The following is a 15,531-nucleotide window of genomic DNA, read 5'->3' on the forward strand; positions in this document are numbered from 1 at the left end:
CCTCTGTCGGGTCAGGGCCGGCCATCGGGAGGGCGTATCGGGGAGGGAAGGCGTCATGGACGTGAGCGTACGAATCGTCGTCATCGGCGTCGGCAACGAGTATCGGCGCGATGACGGCGTGGGATGGGCGGTCGTGGCCCGCTTGGCCGAGCAGGCCACCGTGCCTCCGCTGCCGGCCGGTGTCTCCTTGCGCACGTGCGATGGCGATCCCGCTCGGCTGATCGCACTGTGGGAAGACGCCGATCTCGCCGTCGTGGTCGACGCGGCCCACGCCCACCCCGGACGGCCGGGGCGCGTGCACCGCCTGGTACTGGACGCGGAGCGGTTGCCCGCTTCCGGCGATACGACGAGTTCTCACGGTCTCGGCCTCGGAGAAGCCGTCGAACTCGCCCGCGTATTGGACCGCTTGCCCGGGCGCTTGGTCGTCTATGCGGTCGAGAGCGCCGACACCGGCCCGGGGAAGGGCATGACCGGCGCCGTGGCGGCGGCGGTGGAACCCCTCGCGCGGCGAATCTCGCGAGAAGTCGGCTCGTGTGCCGACTGAGCGATCCGGGAATTGCCCCGTACGCTCCTCACACGCGGCGTACATGTGGTCTCTTTCCGCGATCTCGGCTGCCGAGAAACCGGCGAGTAGGGCACAGAGCACCTGCTGCTCACGAGGCGTCAAGTCGGAGAATCGCCGTGCCTCTTGGGCACGTTCTCTCAGCAGGGATACCAGGTGAGCCGTGTCGTCAACGAGGACCAGCCGGTACTCCGCACGGACCCGCTGTGCGGAACGCGCCAATTCGCTCTCGTCGACCAATTGGATCGACCGCCATCCACGGACGGTCAGAGCGGCCCCGAGCGCAGCGGACAGCAACGCACCACCCGGCAGCAGTAGGACGCGGTCCACCGTCTCCGGCCGGGCCGGAGACGGCCGAGGATCTCGACCACCGCGCACACCACGCGATTGTTCTACCGCAGACCCTCCTGGCCACATGAGCCATCGACGCATGCGACACGGTTACACCTGCTCGACGCTGTGCCGTCCGGACTTCCGTCCCCACCGGCGACAGCAGGACGAGAACCCATCCGGGCGTTTCAGACCGCTCGGACAGTTGAAGTCTCCCGATCCACGGATCGGTTGGCTTCGGCCAGTCATACCGGTCGATCGACGGCTGCGTCCACGCGCGGCGGTGATCTCACCCGAACAGACCGCGCCTTTCCGGTTCGGGACAACCCGCAGGCGGTTCGATCCTCACTGCGCGGAAGGGCTGTTGGGCTGCCGGGCGGGGACGTCGGCGACGGAATCGGGCCGAGGATGGGTACCCAAATGATCGTTCAGGCGGCGCAGTTGCTCCTCCATGCCCCGTAGGCGTTTCTCGAGGCGCGCGTATTCGAGGCGTTCCTCGGCCTGTTGCTCGGGGAGGATCAACCGCGTGGCGATGGTCGCGGTGACCACGCCCATCATGCCGATGCCCACCACCATCAGCACCGCACCGACCAGGCGACCCTCGGTGGTGACGGGGTGCAGATCGCCGTACCCGACAGTGGTGATCGTGCTGATCGCCCACCACAGAGCATCCGGGTAACCCGTGATGTTCGCGTCCGACGCGTGGCGTTCCGGCTCCAGGACGGCGGCGGCGCCGGCGACCAGGATCGTGAGGACCAACACGACCGTGCTCGCCAACAGGCGCCCCGTGCGCCCGCCGCGGGCAACCGCCCCGACCCGGCCGATCACCGCGATCAGGCGCAACACCCGCGTCGCGGGCATCGCGACCGCGGCAAGGTCGAGCGGGTGGGCACGCACGAATCTCCAACGGTCCCGGCTGAGTCCGAGCCTGACGAGGTAGTCGGTCAGGAAGACCGCCCACACCCCGTACTCGATCCACAGCACCGCGCGCCCGCGGGCCTGCAACGCCTCCCCCAGAACGAACGTGGTCAACGAAACGACCGCCAAGAAAGTCAACCACGGGACTATCGCGCCTTCCCACCGCCGATACGCCGTGGACTCCTGGTCTCCGCTCGAGCCCCGCATCACGAACTCCGTCACGGTAGGGACATCGCCGGAACGACCGAGGGTTACTCCCCCACGCATGCTAAACGACCGCGCAGGCCACTCGCGAGGTCGGAACGTCCGCCGTCGCCGAAGATCAATCGGGAAGCATATTCGGATGACGAGAGCCCTGCTCCCCGTGGTCGTCGGGCTTCCCGTACAGGCCCACGAGTATGTCGAGCAGGTCGTGGTCGGTCAGTACGCCCACGGGGTGATCCGTCTCGTCCACCACCAGGAGGGCATCGAGGCCGGCTCCCAGAAGTCTCTCGCTCGCGCTGATCACGTCGATGTCGGGGGCGACGAGACAGGGTTCGGGTCCGAGCACGTCGCGTGCCGTGCGGTGCTTGAGTCCCAGGGGGTCGAGAGCCCACACCGACGCGAGGTCGCGGTCGCTGAGCAAGCCCACGGCGTGGCCCTCGTCGACGACGGCCACGTGGCGCAGATGGGCCGTGAGCATACGGTCCATGGCCTGCCACAGGGTGTCGTGGCCGGCGACGGCGACGACGGGGCCGTGCATCACCTCTCGAACCGCCGGAATGGGCGTCGCTCGCCCTGGACGAACGTGTGTCGTGGACATGATTCACCTGCTCGGATTCGAGGTTGTTCGAGATTCTCCGGGTCAATCGGCGATCAGGACCGCCGCGCCGTGCACTCGATCCGCCGCGAGATCGGCGAGCGCGCGGTCCGCGCGGGCCATGGGGTAGGGGGTGGTCGTCACGCGTAGGTCGATCTCCCTCGCCAGGCGTAGGAACTCGACGCCGTCGTCGCGGGTGTTCGCGGTGACGCTGCGCAGATTACGTTCCCGAAACAGATGCCGCTGGTAGTTCAGCGACGGAATGTCGGTCAGGTGTATGCCCGCCACCGCCACGGTTCCGGAAGCGTCGAGTGCCGCCAAGGCGGCCGGCACGACGTCGCCGACGGGGGCGAAAACGATGGCCGAGTCCAGCGGTTCGGGTGGGGACTCGTAGGTGTCGCCTGCGGTGGCGGCGCCGAGTTCCAGCGCCAGTCGGCGGGCCTGTGCGGATCGGGTCATGACATGGACGGACGCGCCCTGCGCCAGGGCGATCTGTGCGGCGAGGTGGGCCGACGCGCCGAACCCGTAGATGCCGAGCCTGCCACCGGGAGGAAGGTCGGCGCGCCGCAGGGCCCGGTAGCCGATGATGCCCGCGCACAGCAGCGGCGCCAGGTGTTCGGCGTCACGATCGGCGGGCAGCGCGTACGCGTAGTCCTCCGGCACCGAGGCAACGTCGGCGAACCCGCCGTCCGCGTCCCAACCGGTGTACGTCGAATCGGGGCACAGGTTCTCGGCGCCGCGTCGGCAATGCCGGCATTTCCCACAGGTATGGCGAAGCCAAGCGATGCCGACGCGGTCACCGGGGACGAAGCGCCTCGCATGCGTGCCGACGGACTCCACGACGCCCACCACTTCGTGCCCGGGGACGGTGTTCGCCCGGTGCGGCGCCAGATCGCCCTCCGCGAGGTGCAGATCCGTACGGCACACGCCGCACGCCTCCACCCGCACCAGGATCTCCCCCGAGCCCGGCTCCGCACGCTCGTGTTCGACGAGTTCGAGGGGATGGGTGTCGATCGGCCCGGGGCGCGTCACCACCCACGATCGCCCCGCGCGCCCACGCGCAGAGGTATCGGTGCTCATGAGTCTCGCCCCCATGCGGGATGGTCGAGCGCTGTGCCTTCGTCTTCCAGCGTCGTGGGCGCGGGCGATGGAGCACAGGGCCGATGGTGCCGTACCCCCGGGCCGAAGGTCCTGTCGGCGATCCCGTGCCGTGCCGTCGTTCACCGCGGTCCCGCTGCAGCGAAGCGGTAGGAGCGCCGGATTCGAAGGCGTCACATGGCGCCGGACGAATCCTGGGTGTCGTCGGCGCGGTAGGCGATGTGCTCGTGTACCGAGACCACGCCGTCGACGCCGTGGCACAGCGGTATCTCGACGCCGCACATCGGGTGGCCGCTTCGCGCGATCGGCTGGACACAGCCCACGTTCCGAAGAGACGTACGGCTGCCGCCGGCTCGTGCCTTACGAGCCGGCGGCCGCGGACGTGTCGGTGCCGACCGTGCGCGTGGTGCGCGCGGGGACCGAGGGCGAGGTGGCCGCCGCGGATCTGGTCCCCGGCGACATCGTCCGGCTGGACGAAGGCGACATCGCGGCGCGCGGGGCGCGAGGTCGCGGATGGCACCGGATCGCGCGTGGGACTCATGGCCCAGGTCCTTCGGGGACGTCCGGCCCTGTGGTCCCTGCACCGCATCATCGAAACTGGTCATAGCCGGCGCCGGCCCCGCGAATGCGGCCCCGACGCGCCGTTCCCGGCATCCGGCCGCACCGATGGGCCGTGGGGAGAGATCGATATGGACAACACATCCCTGAGTCTCGCCGACGCGCGGTGTCTGGCTGCCGCAGGCGGTGCGGCACCCTCACTCCACAACAGCCAACCGTGGTACTTCCGACCCACGAGAGACGGTCGCGGGATCATGGTGTACGCGGACAAGACGCGTGCCGTTCCGCTCACCGATCCCGACGGTCGGGCCCTGTACATCTCGGTCGGCGCGGCCGTCTTCAACATGTGCGTCGCCGCCGGACGACTGGGCCGGGATCCGCGCGTGACGCTGCTGCCCGAGGGGAGCAAGCCGCCTGCGGCGGCCGTCCTCGATCTGAGTCGATTCACCCACGACTCGCATCCGTACGGTCCGGATCTCTATCCGGCGATCGGTGACCGGCACTCCAGCCGACTGCCGTTCGCCAACCGTGACGTGCCGGAACGCGTCGTCGGTGAACTCATCACCGCCGCCGCGGCGGAAGGCGTGGTCTTGGACGTGCTGGAGGAGGCCGACGCCCGCCGCGTACTGAATCTGACGGCCGAGGCCGAACGACGCACGGCCGCGGACCTCGCCCGGCAGGCGGAAACTCGTACATGGCTGCGCCTCGAGGAACTCACCACCGACGGCATCCCGCGTGCGGCCCTGGGCCCACAGGACCACGACGCCCGGGTGCCGGTGCGTGCCTTCACCGGGCACCCGCCCGCCTTTCCCACCTCGACGCAGCGCTTCGAGGCGCTGCCCCAGGTGGGCACCCTGACCACACGCTTCGACCGTCCGGAAGATTGGCTGCGTGCGGGGCAGGCCATGGAGCGGGTATGGCTGCTGGCGACCGTCCACGGCTTGCGTGTGTCGGTCCTGCATCAGGCCGTCGAATGGCCGGATACCCGTGCGACCCTGCGCGACCCGCGGACCGGCCCCGGTCATGTCCAGATGGTGCTGCGGATGGGGTACGGACCTCCCGGAGCCCCAACCCCCCGCCGACCCGTCACAGAGACACTGGGGCCGGCTGTGGACGACGCCGGCACGAAGACCCCGAACGCAACGGATACGGGCACGGGCACGGGCCGGACCTGATCGGCGTGGAGTCTCCACCGTCATCGACACCACCGGGCGCCGACATAAAACCGGCTTCGGGAAAGAAGGCATCGTGGGCACGTACGACGGACGCGCTCCGATCACCGTCGGGGTCGAACACACCATGCGGCGATGATCGTCCTGGGCTCACGCAAACTGTCCACGGCGACCGAATTGCTCACGACCGGCGGCATCGCGGTGCCGGTTACCGCACACGCTCCCTGCCCGGTCGTGATCGTCCGCGAACCCGAACACGCGACTGCGGACCCGCCTACGGTCGTGGTCGGCGTGGACGGCTCCTCGCAATCGGAGGCCGCCGTAACGTACGCCTTCGACGAGGCCGCGCGGCGCGGTGCCACGGTCGTCGCCATACACGTCCGACAGCCTGGCTCGGGTCTGATGAGCGCCTCGGCCATGCCCGAGGAGATCGAAGAGGGCCGAATCCGGTTGGCCGAAACGCTCGCCGGTCGAGCGGAGAGGTACCCGGATGTTCCCGTGCGTCGCGAGGTCGCGGTCGGACATCCCGTGCGGACCTTGGTGCAAGCCGCAGAGCACGCGTTGTGTCTGGTCGCGGGCACGCGCGGAGTCGGCGGCTTCCGCGGCATGCTGTTGGGTTCTGTGAGCCAGGGATTGATCCACCACGCACGCTGCCCGTTGGTCCTCGTGCCCGCCGCACCGAGAACGGATGCCTCGACGCACGACTGACGTCGGAGGGCATTGCCGCCTTCCTGTCCAGGGCGTCGCCCCGTGTGGCCCCTGCCCGTAGGGCCGTTCGGCCCTTCACCCCGCATGTGGTGAAGGGCGAGCGTGGGCATGAGCGGGATTACGGCGACAGACGAGAGGACGAGACGAGCGATGACGATGGCGACGACTCCCGAGGCACCGGATCTGACGATGGTCGACGCGTGGTGGCGGGCGGCGAACTCGGATACAGCCCAAGGAATACGGCACCACGACGACCCCGTTCGACATGGTCGTCCTCAACGACATGGACCGCTACCAACGCGTCATCGACCGCATCCCCGGCCTGGGCACCCGCGCCGCGACGGTACGCCAGACCATGGTCGACGCCCGCACCCGACACCACGCCTGGATCCTCGAACACGGCGAGGACATGCCGGAGGTACGCGACTGGACCTGGGGGACCGACGCCCGCGACCCGCACTGACGCGAACCGGGCCCGTGAAGTGACCACGCCACCCGAACCGGGTCGCGCCACACGCACTTCGCGGGCCCTTCCATGGACCACTTCCGACCCTTACCAAGGAGAAATCCCGTCATGAGCAGCCGCGCCACCACGGCCTTACCTGCTTCCACCCCCGCCGCAGCCCCGAGCCCTTCCGACATCGACGCCGCAGTGGACACTCTGGTCTCCGATGCCACCAAGGCGCTGGCCGCCTACGACGCGTTGACCCAGGAGCAGATCGACCACATCGTCAAGAAGGCGTCCGTCGCCGCCTTGGACCAGCACACCCGGCTCGCCCGCGAGGCGGTGGACGAGACCGGTCGGGGCGTCTTCGAAGACAAGGCGGCGAAGAACATGTTCGCCTGTGAGTACACCACCGACAGCATGCGCGACCTCAAGACGGTCGGCGTGGTCGCCCGGGACGAGATCACCGGCATGGTCGAGGTCGCCGAACCGGTCGGGGTGGTGTGCGCGGTCACCCCGGTGACCAACCCGACGGCCACCGTGATCTTCAAGGCGTTGATCGCCCTCAAGAGCCGCAACCCGGTCGTCTTCGCGTTCCACCCCTCCGCCCAGCGATGCAGCGCCTCGGCCGCCCGGGTGGTGCGTGACGCGGCCGTCGCCGCCGGCGCGCCCGAGCACTGCGTGCAGTGGATCGAGACGCCCTCGATCGAGGCGACCACCGCGCTGATGCACCACCCCGGGGTCGCGCTGATCCTGGCGACCGGCGGGGAGGGCATGGTCAAGGCCGCCTACTCCGCGGGCAAGCCGGCCCTGGGCGTGGGCGCCGGCAACGTACCCGCCTACATCGACCGCGACGTGGACCTGCGCCGCGCGGTCAACGACGTCGTGTTGTCCAAGGCGTTCGACAACGGCATGATCTGCGCCTCCGAACAGGCCGTCGTCCTGCACACGGACATCCACGACGCGGCCTTGTCCGAATTCGCCGCCCTGGGCGCCCACTTGGCCACCGATCACGAGAAGACCAAGCTGGAGACCTACCTTTTCGGCACGAGCGAAAGCGGAAGCGCGAGCCTGGGTCGTGAACCTCGCGTCAACCCCGCGGCGGTGGGGCAGAGCCCGGCGTGGATCGCCGCCCGGGCGGGCTTCAGCGTGCCCCCGAACACCACCGTGATCCTGGCCCGCGCCGACCGGGTCGGCCCGCAGGAGCCGCTGACCCGCGAGAAGTTGTGCCCGGTCCTGGCCGTGCTGCGCGCCGACTCGCGCGCACACGGCTTCGCGCTCGCCGCCGACATGGTGGCCTTCCACGGCATGGGACACAGCGCCGTCGTGCACACCGAGGATCCAGCCGTCGCCGAGGACTACGGGCGACACATGAAGACCGCCCGCATCATCGTCAACGCGCCCTCCTCCCAGGGCGCGATCGGCGGCATCTACACCGGCCTGCTGCCCTCGTTGACCCTGGGCTGCGGCTCCTGGGGCGGCACCTCGACCTCCAACAACGTCTCGGCCGTCAACCTGTTGAACGTCAAACGTGTGAGCACCCGCCGCAACAACATGCAGTGGTTCAAGATCCCGCCCAAGATCTATTTCGAACCCCACGCGATCCGCTATCTGGCCGACATGCCGGACGTGCATCGGGTGACCGTCGTCACCGACGCGACGATGACCCGCCTCGGCTACGTCGACCGGGTCCGGCACGTACTGCACTCGCGCGAGTTGCCGGTGACGATACAGATCATCGACGACGTGCTGCCCGAGCCGAGCATCGACTCGGTACGGCGCGGCGCCGACCTCATGCGGACCTTCCGACCCGACACCATCCTCGCCCTCGGCGGCGGCTCCCCCATGGACGCGGCCAAGGTCATGTGGCTGCTGTACGAACAGCCCGACGTCGACTTCGCCGACATGCGACAGAAGTTCCTCGACATCCGCAAGCGCGCCTTCCGCTTCCCCGTCCTGGGGGAAAAGGCCCGACTGGTGTGTGTACCGACCACGTCCGGCACCGGTGCCGAGGTCACCCCGTTCGCCGTGATCACCGACTCCGCGACCGGCAAGAAGTACCCGCTGGCCGACTACGCCCTCACCCCGAGCGTGGCCATCGTGGACCCGCTCCTCGCCGCGGAACTGCCACCCGCTCTGGCCGCCGACAGCGGCATGGACACCCTCACCCACGCGATCGAGGCGTACGTCTCGGTCTACGCCAACGACTTCACCGACGGCCTCGCCCTGCACGCCATCCGGCTCGTGTTCGACAACATCGAACGCGCGGTCAACGACCGCCAGGCCAACCCCGAGGCCCGCGAGAAGATGCACAACGCCGGCACCATCGCGGGCATGGCCTTCGGCAACGCCTTCCTCGGCATCGTCCACGCCATGTCCCACACCCTGGGCGCCACCTTCCACGTGGCCCACGGCCGCACCAACGCCGTCCTGCTGCCGCACGTCATCCGCTACAACGGCAGCCCTCCCAACAAGCTCGCCGGCTGGCCCAAGTACGAGCACTACCGCGCGCCCGAGCGCTTCGCAGACATCGCCCGAACCCTCGACCTCCCCGCCGCGACCCCGGCCGAAGGCGTACGGTCCCTGGCCGGCGCGGTCGAGCGACTCAGGGAACGTGTCGGCATCGAACCGTCGTTCCAGGCCCTGGGCATCGACGAGAAGTCATTCCTGGACGCACTCCCCCGCCAGGCACTCAACGCCTACGAGGACCAATGCGCCCCGGCCAACCCGCGCATGGCGATGCTCGACGACATGGTCACCCTCATGCGCGACGCCTACTACGGCACGGCGCCGGCCTCCGTGTCGTAGGCAGTCCCGGCGGTCCGTGGGCCGCGACCCGGGGCGGTGTTTCCGGTGGCACCACAAGCAGTTCCCGAAAAGGGTCGATCAGTGAGAAGAGCTCGACCCGGTGGGGATCCTGCCCGGCCACGAACCCGCCCCAACGCACCACCCGGCCGAGTCCGGTGATCCGGAACGGCCGGGGCGGGCCGGGCCACAGGGTGCGGTCGAGCGTCGCTCGCGAATAGGAACCCACGGATTCCATCGCCGTGAACAGCGCCGCCAGTTCCTCGACAGTCGCCCGTGAGTGCGGCCACCACACCCCGTCCAGCTCATCGCTCCTGCCACCACCGCACGCGAACATCGTCAAACGCGCGGGGCCATCCGCCTCCGTCACCGTCACCGTCAGCATGGGAATTCGCCTACCCGACCGGACACGCGCTTCCGAACTCGGTCGGCGCAAGTGCCGGCGTTCTCACGACGTCGCTTTCGTTCCCTCCACGCTAGCCCCAGGGCGGTCGGAACAAGAAGCGCGCGCCGGGTACCCACCGGACCTGCGATGGACCCCGCCGTCCGGAGGGCATCCCGCCGCAACCTCGTCGTGGATCCGAGTCAGGACACGTGCCAGGTCGTGGTTGGTGACGATACCGAGCGGCAGTCGGGATCGACCGGAGACGACCAGCGCGTCGACGCCCGCGTCGAGCATGCTTTCGATGGCGGTGAGCACGTCGATCTCCGGTCGCACGATCGGCACGCACCGCCGCAGGAGCTCGGTGACGGTACGGGGGCCCCACCCCAGATGCCGGCAGCGGTGCAGCGCCCGCGGTTCGGCGAGATCCCGGTCACGGAGCACCCCCACGGCCTCGCCGTTGCCCGGGTCGACCACAACGAGATGGCGCAGTCCGAGCGCGAGCATCAACTCGTGGGCTCTGCGCGGGGTGTCGGTGAGGGCCACGTACGCAACCGGCGCGCTCATGACCTCGCTCACCCGGGGAATCGAATCGTGTGGCGTCGAGACCCGCTTCGGTTCCGTCGTCTGCGTCCTTGCGGAGTTCACATCGCTCTCCGTCGATCCGTCCGCCCGAGGCGTCCCCCCGGCGACAGGTGGATCCGCCTCGTCCTCGCGCGCAGGCGGATGCGCTCTCACCCCCCACCGTCCGACGCGGCGAAATCTCCTCACAAGGGTCGATCGGCCCCGTCGAGTGGGCCGGTCGGCTCCGGCGTTCGTCGAGCATTCGACGCACCATGAAAGCGGAAGCCGGTTCGGCAACCGAGGAAGGTGAGGGCGATGGAAGTGCTTCCGACCCTGGCGGTGGCGCCCGCGCGCCACGTGGGGCACATGTACGAGGACGACGGCTGGACCTGGGTGTGGGGGTCGGTGATGATGCTGCTCCTGATCGCGGCGATCGTCGCGGTGGTGTGGTTCCTGGCACGCGGCGCCTCACACGGCCGCGGCCCCTCGGAGCCGGCCGCTCCGTCGGCAACCGAGGTATTGGCCCAGCGCTACGCCCGGGGCGAGATCGACACCGACGAATACCGCGAGCGCTTGGCGGTCCTGACCACCGGTGCGCACGCCCCGCGCGGAGGCGAGGGCCGTGGCCGTGGCGATTCGGACACGCCGGGCGGTTGACACCGCATGTGCGTCAGAGAGTGAACGTAGCGCTGCCACCGGGCGGGATCTCGACCACCGAGCCGCGGAACCCGATCGGGACCGGACCGCCCTGTCCCGGGCGCAGGCTCACGGTCACTTCCCGCCGGTCCACCTCGACCACCACGCCCCAGTGCCCGCGGTAGCGCAGTTCGACCTCCAGTCGACGCAAGCGCGCGGGGAGGCGAGGATCGAGCCACAGGACGTCACCACGCGTATCCAGTCCGGTGTAGCAGCGTTGCATCAGGTCCACCGTCCCGGCCATGGCACCGAGGTGGATGCCTTCGGCGGTGGTTCCTCCTTGGACGTCGTGGACGTCACCGCCCAGAGCGTCGCGAAAGAATCGCCACGATCGCCGGCGATCGGTGCGGGCCAGCACCCACGCGTGCACCACCGAGCTGAGCGTCGATCCGTGCACGGTTCGGGCCCGGTAGTACTCGACGGTGCGCTGTGTCATCTCGTGCGCCGCCGGATAACCGAGGCTTCGCAACAGCGCGCGGATCTCCCGGGCGGGGAACAGGTAGTAGAGCATCAGCACGTCGGCCTGTTTGGACGCCTTGTAGCGGTTCACGCTGTCGCCCTCGGCCTCCAGGATGCGGTCCAGGCGTCGATTGTTCGGGTATCGCCGGCGGTAGTGCCGCCAGTCCAGTTCGGCGAGGCGCTCGTATCCGGCGAATTGACTGGGCACGCCGTCGTGGAAGGGGATGTGGAGGCGACGGGCGACCTTCCGCCATCCGTCGAATTCGTCGTGGGTCAGGTCGAGGCGTTCGGTCAACTCGTCGCGTCGGTAGCCGGGCAGCGCGTCGAGTGCGTCGAGCGCGCGGGACAGTACCCACGCCGCGAGCACGTTTGTGTAGGTGTTGTCGTCGATGCCGGGGTGGTCGGCCCACGGGTAGGCGTCGTGATACTCGTCGGGACCCATCACGCCGCGGATCCGGTAGCGCTCCAACGCGGGGTCGTACCGGGCGGTGTCGGCCCAGAAGCGGGCGATCTCCAGCAACATTTCCGTGCCGGACGTGTCGAGGAAGTCGATGTCACCGGTGGCCTGGTAGTACTGCCACGTGTTGTAGGCGACGGCCAGGCCGACATGGCGTTGCAGGTGTGTGCGATCGGGGAGCCACCGTCCGGACATCGGGTTGAGGTGTGTGCTCGGGGCCTGCTCGGTGCCGTCGGCGGCGCTCTGCCACGGGTACATGGCCCCGCGCACGCCGATGTCCGCGGCGGCCTGTCTGGCGGCGTCCAGGCGCCGGTATCGGTATCGCAGCACGGCGCGGCTGATCTGCGGCGTACGCAGGTTGAGCGTTTGCAGCACGAACAGTTCGTCCCAGAAGACGTGTCCGCGATATCCCTCGCCGTGCCAGCCGCGGGCCGGCATTCCGGCATCGAGGTCGACGGTGTGTTCGGAGTAGGTCTGCGCGGTGTGAAACAGGTGCAGGTGAAGGGTGTTGTCCTCGCCGGCGCGGTCGGTGAACTCCGCTTCGGTGCGGAATCGGCGCCACAGTTGTGCCCAGCGGGTGACGTGGTCGCGCAGCAGGGTGTCGAAGGAGCCCGTTCGCGAGAGCGCGCGCAGGGCCGTGGTCCGTGGATCGCCGACGGCCGGGTCCTTGGAGGTATATACGGCCACCGTCTTGTCCATGGTCAGTGACTGCCGTGCGACGGCTTCGACGGTGAAGATCCGCCCTGGTCGGCCGGGGAGTGACTCGGGTTCGGACTCGACGTCGACGGTCGCACCGTCGAGGAGGAGGCCGATGCGCGCCGCCACCGCGATGTGCAGAGGGGATCCAAGGGCGTGCACACACAACCACAGGGCCTCCTTCTCGCACCCCTGCCCGGTCGGAGTCAGGTGGCGACCGACCAGATCCCGGTAGCGGGCGACTCCGGTGTTGGCGACAGTGCCGTCCAGCGCCGCGCGCACGTGCAGCGGGCCCGACCAGTTCTCCGGGGTCAGCACCGTCTCCAGGGCCGCGATGTGCGGTTCGGCGAGACTGACGAATCGCCGTTGCCGCAGGCGCGTGCGCTGGTCGGCCGCGTCGACGACCAGCGCGTCCCGTGTCAGTACTCCCCGGCGCAGGTCGAGTTCCAGGCGCTGGGACACGATCCGCGTCGAGGGGTCCTCGCCGAACCATCCGGTCACGCCGCCGGCTCGGAAGGTGATCGGCAGCCAGTTCGGGCAATTGATCAGATCCTCGTTCTCCACCCGACGACCGTCGATTGTCGAGACCACCCGATCGTAGCGACCGGCGAGATAGGTACCCGGGTAGTGGATCCCGTCGGCACGCGACTCCGGCGCGGCCCCTCGGGTCACCAGATAGCCGTTGCCGACCGCGCACAGCGCCTCTCTCCGGCCCTCGTCTTGGGCTTCGTAGCCTTGGAATGCCAAAGTCCAGGGATCTTGCGGCCGTGGGCATCTGGGTCTGCTCATCGGATCAATACCCGTTCTCCCGGGCGAGGCACGACGGCCATCCAGCCCAGTTCCGCGTCGAGTCGGCCCCGCAGTGCCTGGGCGCCTTCCGGCTCGCCGTGCACGAGGTAGGAGGTGTTCGGGGCGGGTGCGCCCCGCAACCATCGGATGATCCCGTCGGCGTCCGCGTGGGCGGACAGGCCGGGAATGTCCACCACCTCGGCGCGGACCGGTACGTAGGTGCCGAACATCTTCAGGGTACGCGCGCCTTCCACCAAGTCGCGCGCTCGCGTGCCGCGGGCGGCGAACCCGACGATCAGCACGGTGTTGCGCGGGTCGGGAAGCAGCTCGCGCGGTGGTGCACGACGCGGCCACCGGTGGCCATGCCGGAGGCCGGTGCGGCTCGCATGTCGTGCTCCGATCGTCGGTCCTCGTGCGCTCAGTGCTCGATGCGGCCGGTCCACGTCGGCTCCACGACCGCCCACTCCCGCTCCCAGTCGCGGGCTCGCCGGCGGGAGATCAGCAGCTGCTCCACGCCGAATGCCCCGACCGTGACCATGAATGACGCGGCGAACGCGAGCATCCCGACAGCGATCGCGTCGACGACGATCGCGTCGTGGGTGGGTGGGGGTGTGGTGGGCCGGCCCTCGGCGTCGAGCCAGACGCCGGTCGTGCCGCCCGCCGCTGTGCCGAGCGGCACCTGCGCGACGCCGGTGTGGGTCGTGCCATCGGCTGCGACCCAGCTCACATTGGCCGCCACCGTCTCGGCGCCGGGCCTGGCCACGGTGGGCGGCTTGATCGACAACACGGCGGAAACCCGGTGCTTGTGCGCGAGTTCGCGGCTACGAGCCGTCTCGCCGGAGCGGATCTGGACATGAACGGCCGCCAGGACGACCAGCGGCACCAGGATCAGGGCCAGGATCGTCAACGCGAGCGTGGACCGCAGGTGCGTGACGTCGCAGCGCCGATACAGCGGCTCACGGCCGAGGAGGGCGCGCATCCGGCGTCGCCCTCGTGCGAACGTTCCCAACGCTCGCGGCCTCGGGCCCCTCATGACGCGGTCGCGGGTATCGGCACGACAGCCACCGGGCAGGACGCGTGGTGGAGTACCGCGTGGGTGGTGGGGCCGAGGCGCATCGGGAAGGGGCCGTGGGCGCGGTGGGCGGCGACCACCAGCAGATCCGCGTGCGCGGCGACGCCGATCAGCGCGTAGGCGGGCGCCCCGGTGGTGACCATCGCCTCGATCGTGACGTCCGGCGCCTCGGCCCGGATCGGCGCCAGGATTTCGGTCAGCAGGTGGTCGTGGGTGGCCGCCATGTCCAGCGGGTCGCCGAGCAGCGGCGCCACCACGCCCGGGAAGTAGCCCGCCATCGTCAGGGTCCACACGTGGACGGGGATCACCCTGCCGCCGATGAGCCGGGCGCGCTCCACGGCGAACTCGACCGCCGGCGTGTCGCTGTGATCCGCGACGCCCACGACGACGCTCGGGGTGTCCACCTCGTCGGCCTCCTCGGGCACGACCACCACCGGACAGGTCGTGTGCGCGCACACCCGAAGGGAAACCGATCCGAGCAGCAGGCCCGCGAACCCTCCGTGGCCGCGCGTGCCCACCACGATCGTCTCCGCCCGCCGGCTCGCTTCCAGGATCGCGTCCGCGGCGGGTCCCTCGGCCAGTGAGGTCTCGACCGCCAGGTGGGGGTGCGCCGCGCGGCTTCGGGCCGCAGCCTCGTCAAGGAGGGCCCGGGCTCCCCTGCGGACCTCGTCCGTGCGGGCGTGGCCGCCGAGAGCGGCTTCCGGGACGACCATCGTCAAGTAAAGCGGCGTCTTCGCGTCGGCGGCGGCGCGGGCACCCCACACGAGCGCGCGCTCACCTCCGGGCGAGCCGTCGTAGCCGACCAGGATCCCGAGGTCGGGGAGATGGGTTCCGGTGCTCATGACTTGTCCAATCGTCGCCGAACGACGTCTCGGGCGGCGGAGTCGGGTTGGCGACATCCGGTCGGCCCCTCACCCTCAGCGTGCGCCCGCTCGACCGGCGGATACAGGGCTGCCCGGTACCGCGGGACCGGGACCTTCGGCCCGGTCGACCACCCCCACCGGCCCTGTGCCGGGGGTTG

General features: G+C 69.7%; 16 protein-coding genes and 2 pseudogenes. 8 read left to right on the top strand and 10 right to left on the bottom strand.

The genetic code is table 11. From position 1 onward, the window contains the following. Nucleotides 1-55 precede the first annotated feature (55 nt). Together ACH4XV_RS35425 and ACH4XV_RS35430 are read left to right on the top strand one after the other, a co-directional pair. On the top strand, nt 56-544 hold the full coding sequence (locus ACH4XV_RS35425; protein ID WP_395796473.1) for a hydrogenase maturation protease: 489 nt from the start codon (nt 56-58) through the stop codon (nt 542-544). A gap of 174 nt (nt 545-718) precedes the next feature. Continuing rightward, entirely contained in the window at nt 719-880 is a 162-nt protein-coding gene (locus ACH4XV_RS35430; RefSeq protein ID WP_395796475.1) for a hypothetical protein, read from the top strand. Nucleotides 881-1,237: 357 nt separating this feature from the next. Here the strand turns inward: ACH4XV_RS35430 and ACH4XV_RS35435 are convergent, their stop codons facing one another. From ACH4XV_RS35435 to ACH4XV_RS35450, 4 genes are all read right to left on the bottom strand, one after another. Beyond that, nucleotides 1,238-1,948 (bottom strand): potassium channel family protein, encoded by a 711-nt coding sequence (locus ACH4XV_RS35435; RefSeq protein WP_395796477.1) that lies wholly within the window; start codon nt 1,946-1,948, stop codon nt 1,238-1,240. Between the two features lie 184 nt (nt 1,949-2,132). Beyond that, nucleotides 2,133-2,552: a CBS domain-containing protein gene (locus ACH4XV_RS35440; protein WP_395796479.1), complete on the bottom strand. Its 420-nt coding sequence runs from the start codon at nt 2,550-2,552 to the stop codon at nt 2,133-2,135. 102 nt (nt 2,553-2,654) lie between these two features. After that, nucleotides 2,655-3,689, bottom strand: a complete 1,035-nt coding sequence (locus ACH4XV_RS35445) for a zinc-dependent alcohol dehydrogenase family protein (RefSeq protein ID WP_395796481.1) — start codon at nt 3,687-3,689, stop codon at nt 2,655-2,657. Between the two features lie 191 nt (nt 3,690-3,880). Continuing rightward, nucleotides 3,881-4,030, bottom strand: a complete 150-nt coding sequence (locus tag ACH4XV_RS35450; protein ID WP_395796483.1) for a hypothetical protein — start codon at nt 4,028-4,030, stop codon at nt 3,881-3,883. Between the two features lie 216 nt (nt 4,031-4,246). On the opposite strand from ACH4XV_RS35450, the gene ACH4XV_RS35455 reads away from it, so the two are divergent. The 5 genes and pseudogenes from ACH4XV_RS35455 to adhE all read left to right on the top strand — a co-directional run bounded on the left by ACH4XV_RS35455 (nt 4,247) and on the right by adhE (nt 9,398). Continuing rightward, on the top strand, nt 4,247-5,440 hold the full coding sequence (locus ACH4XV_RS35455; RefSeq protein WP_395796485.1) for an Acg family FMN-binding oxidoreductase: 1,194 nt from the start codon (nt 4,247-4,249) through the stop codon (nt 5,438-5,440). Nucleotides 5,441-5,572: 132 nt separating this feature from the next. Next, nucleotides 5,573-5,626, top strand: a pseudogene (locus tag ACH4XV_RS35460) (hypothetical protein); the annotation flags it as partial. A gap of 102 nt (nt 5,627-5,728) precedes the next feature. Next, complete coding sequence (locus ACH4XV_RS35465; protein WP_395796553.1) at nt 5,729-6,145, top strand: universal stress protein; 417 nt, start codon at nt 5,729-5,731, stop codon at nt 6,143-6,145. A 232-nt stretch (nt 6,146-6,377) separates the two neighbouring features. After that, nucleotides 6,378-6,608 (top strand): annotated as a pseudogene (locus ACH4XV_RS35470) (hypothetical protein); the annotation flags it as partial. 111 nt (nt 6,609-6,719) lie between these two features. Beyond that, nucleotides 6,720-9,398 (top strand): bifunctional acetaldehyde-CoA/alcohol dehydrogenase, encoded by a 2,679-nt coding sequence (gene adhE / locus ACH4XV_RS35475; RefSeq protein ID WP_395796487.1) that lies wholly within the window; start codon nt 6,720-6,722, stop codon nt 9,396-9,398. Here the strand turns inward: adhE and ACH4XV_RS35480 are convergent. Further along, nucleotides 9,352-9,780 (bottom strand): DUF5994 family protein, encoded by a 429-nt coding sequence (locus tag ACH4XV_RS35480; RefSeq protein ID WP_395796489.1) that lies wholly within the window; start codon nt 9,778-9,780, stop codon nt 9,352-9,354. The two genes, adhE and ACH4XV_RS35480, sit on opposite strands and share 47 nt — an antisense overlap. 63 nt (nt 9,781-9,843) lie before the next feature. After that, the gene (locus ACH4XV_RS35485) at nt 9,844-10,356 is read right to left on the bottom strand and encodes an HPP family protein (RefSeq protein ID WP_395796491.1); all 513 of its coding nucleotides are present in this window, start codon (nt 10,354-10,356) and stop codon (nt 9,844-9,846) included. Nucleotides 10,357-10,656: 300 nt separating this feature from the next. On the opposite strand from ACH4XV_RS35485, the gene ACH4XV_RS35490 reads away from it, so the two are divergent. Then, the gene (locus ACH4XV_RS35490; protein ID WP_395796492.1) at nt 10,657-10,998 is read left to right on the top strand and encodes an SHOCT domain-containing protein; all 342 of its coding nucleotides are present in this window, start codon (nt 10,657-10,659) and stop codon (nt 10,996-10,998) included. 13 nt (nt 10,999-11,011) lie between these two features. Here ACH4XV_RS35490 and ACH4XV_RS35495 read toward each other — a convergent pair whose 3' ends face one another. The 4 genes from ACH4XV_RS35495 to ACH4XV_RS35510 all read right to left on the bottom strand — a co-directional run bounded on the left by ACH4XV_RS35495 (nt 11,012) and on the right by ACH4XV_RS35510 (nt 15,352). Next, the gene (locus ACH4XV_RS35495) at nt 11,012-13,396 is read right to left on the bottom strand and encodes a glycoside hydrolase family 65 protein (protein WP_395796494.1); all 2,385 of its coding nucleotides are present in this window, start codon (nt 13,394-13,396) and stop codon (nt 11,012-11,014) included. Between the two features lie 38 nt (nt 13,397-13,434). Continuing rightward, a complete protein-coding gene (locus tag ACH4XV_RS35500; protein ID WP_395796496.1) occupies nt 13,435-13,668 on the bottom strand; it encodes an MBL fold metallo-hydrolase RNA specificity domain-containing protein in 234 nt (77 codons plus the stop codon). 188 nt (nt 13,669-13,856) lie between these two features. Then, nucleotides 13,857-14,417, bottom strand: coding sequence for a hypothetical protein (locus tag ACH4XV_RS35505; protein ID WP_395796497.1), 561 nt, complete (start codon nt 14,415-14,417; stop codon nt 13,857-13,859). 50 nt (nt 14,418-14,467) lie between these two features. Beyond that, the gene (locus ACH4XV_RS35510) at nt 14,468-15,352 is read right to left on the bottom strand and encodes a universal stress protein (protein ID WP_395796499.1); all 885 of its coding nucleotides are present in this window, start codon (nt 15,350-15,352) and stop codon (nt 14,468-14,470) included. Between the last annotated feature and the right edge of the window lie 179 nt (nt 15,353-15,531).

The sequence above is a fragment of the Embleya sp. NPDC020630 genome (assembly GCF_044334985.1).
Classification (GTDB): domain Bacteria; phylum Actinomycetota; class Actinomycetes; order Streptomycetales; family Streptomycetaceae; genus Embleya.

Excerpts from the sequence above, each read along its gene's own strand:
- ACH4XV_RS35425 (WP_395796473.1), top strand. The coding sequence starts at position 56 with ATGGACGTGAGCGTACGAATCGTCGTCATCGGCGTCGGCAACGAGTAT.
- ACH4XV_RS35440 (WP_395796479.1), bottom strand. The coding sequence starts at position 2,552 with ATGCACGGCCCCGTCGTCGCCGTCGCCGGCCACGACACCCTGTGGCAG.
- ACH4XV_RS35445 (WP_395796481.1), bottom strand. The coding sequence starts at position 3,689 with ATGAGCACCGATACCTCTGCGCGTGGGCGCGCGGGGCGATCGTGGGTG.
- ACH4XV_RS35455 (WP_395796485.1), top strand. The coding sequence starts at position 4,247 with ATGGCCCAGGTCCTTCGGGGACGTCCGGCCCTGTGGTCCCTGCACCGC.
- adhE (WP_395796487.1), top strand. The coding sequence starts at position 6,720 with ATGAGCAGCCGCGCCACCACGGCCTTACCTGCTTCCACCCCCGCCGCA.
- ACH4XV_RS35480 (WP_395796489.1), bottom strand. The coding sequence starts at position 9,780 with ATGCTGACGGTGACGGTGACGGAGGCGGATGGCCCCGCGCGTTTGACG.
- ACH4XV_RS35490 (WP_395796492.1), top strand. The coding sequence starts at position 10,657 with ATGGAAGTGCTTCCGACCCTGGCGGTGGCGCCCGCGCGCCACGTGGGG.
- ACH4XV_RS35500 (WP_395796496.1), bottom strand. The coding sequence starts at position 13,668 with ATGTTCGGCACCTACGTACCGGTCCGCGCCGAGGTGGTGGACATTCCC.
- ACH4XV_RS35505 (WP_395796497.1), bottom strand. The coding sequence starts at position 14,417 with ATGCGCGCCCTCCTCGGCCGTGAGCCGCTGTATCGGCGCTGCGACGTC.
- ACH4XV_RS35510 (WP_395796499.1), bottom strand. The coding sequence starts at position 15,352 with ATGAGCACCGGAACCCATCTCCCCGACCTCGGGATCCTGGTCGGCTAC.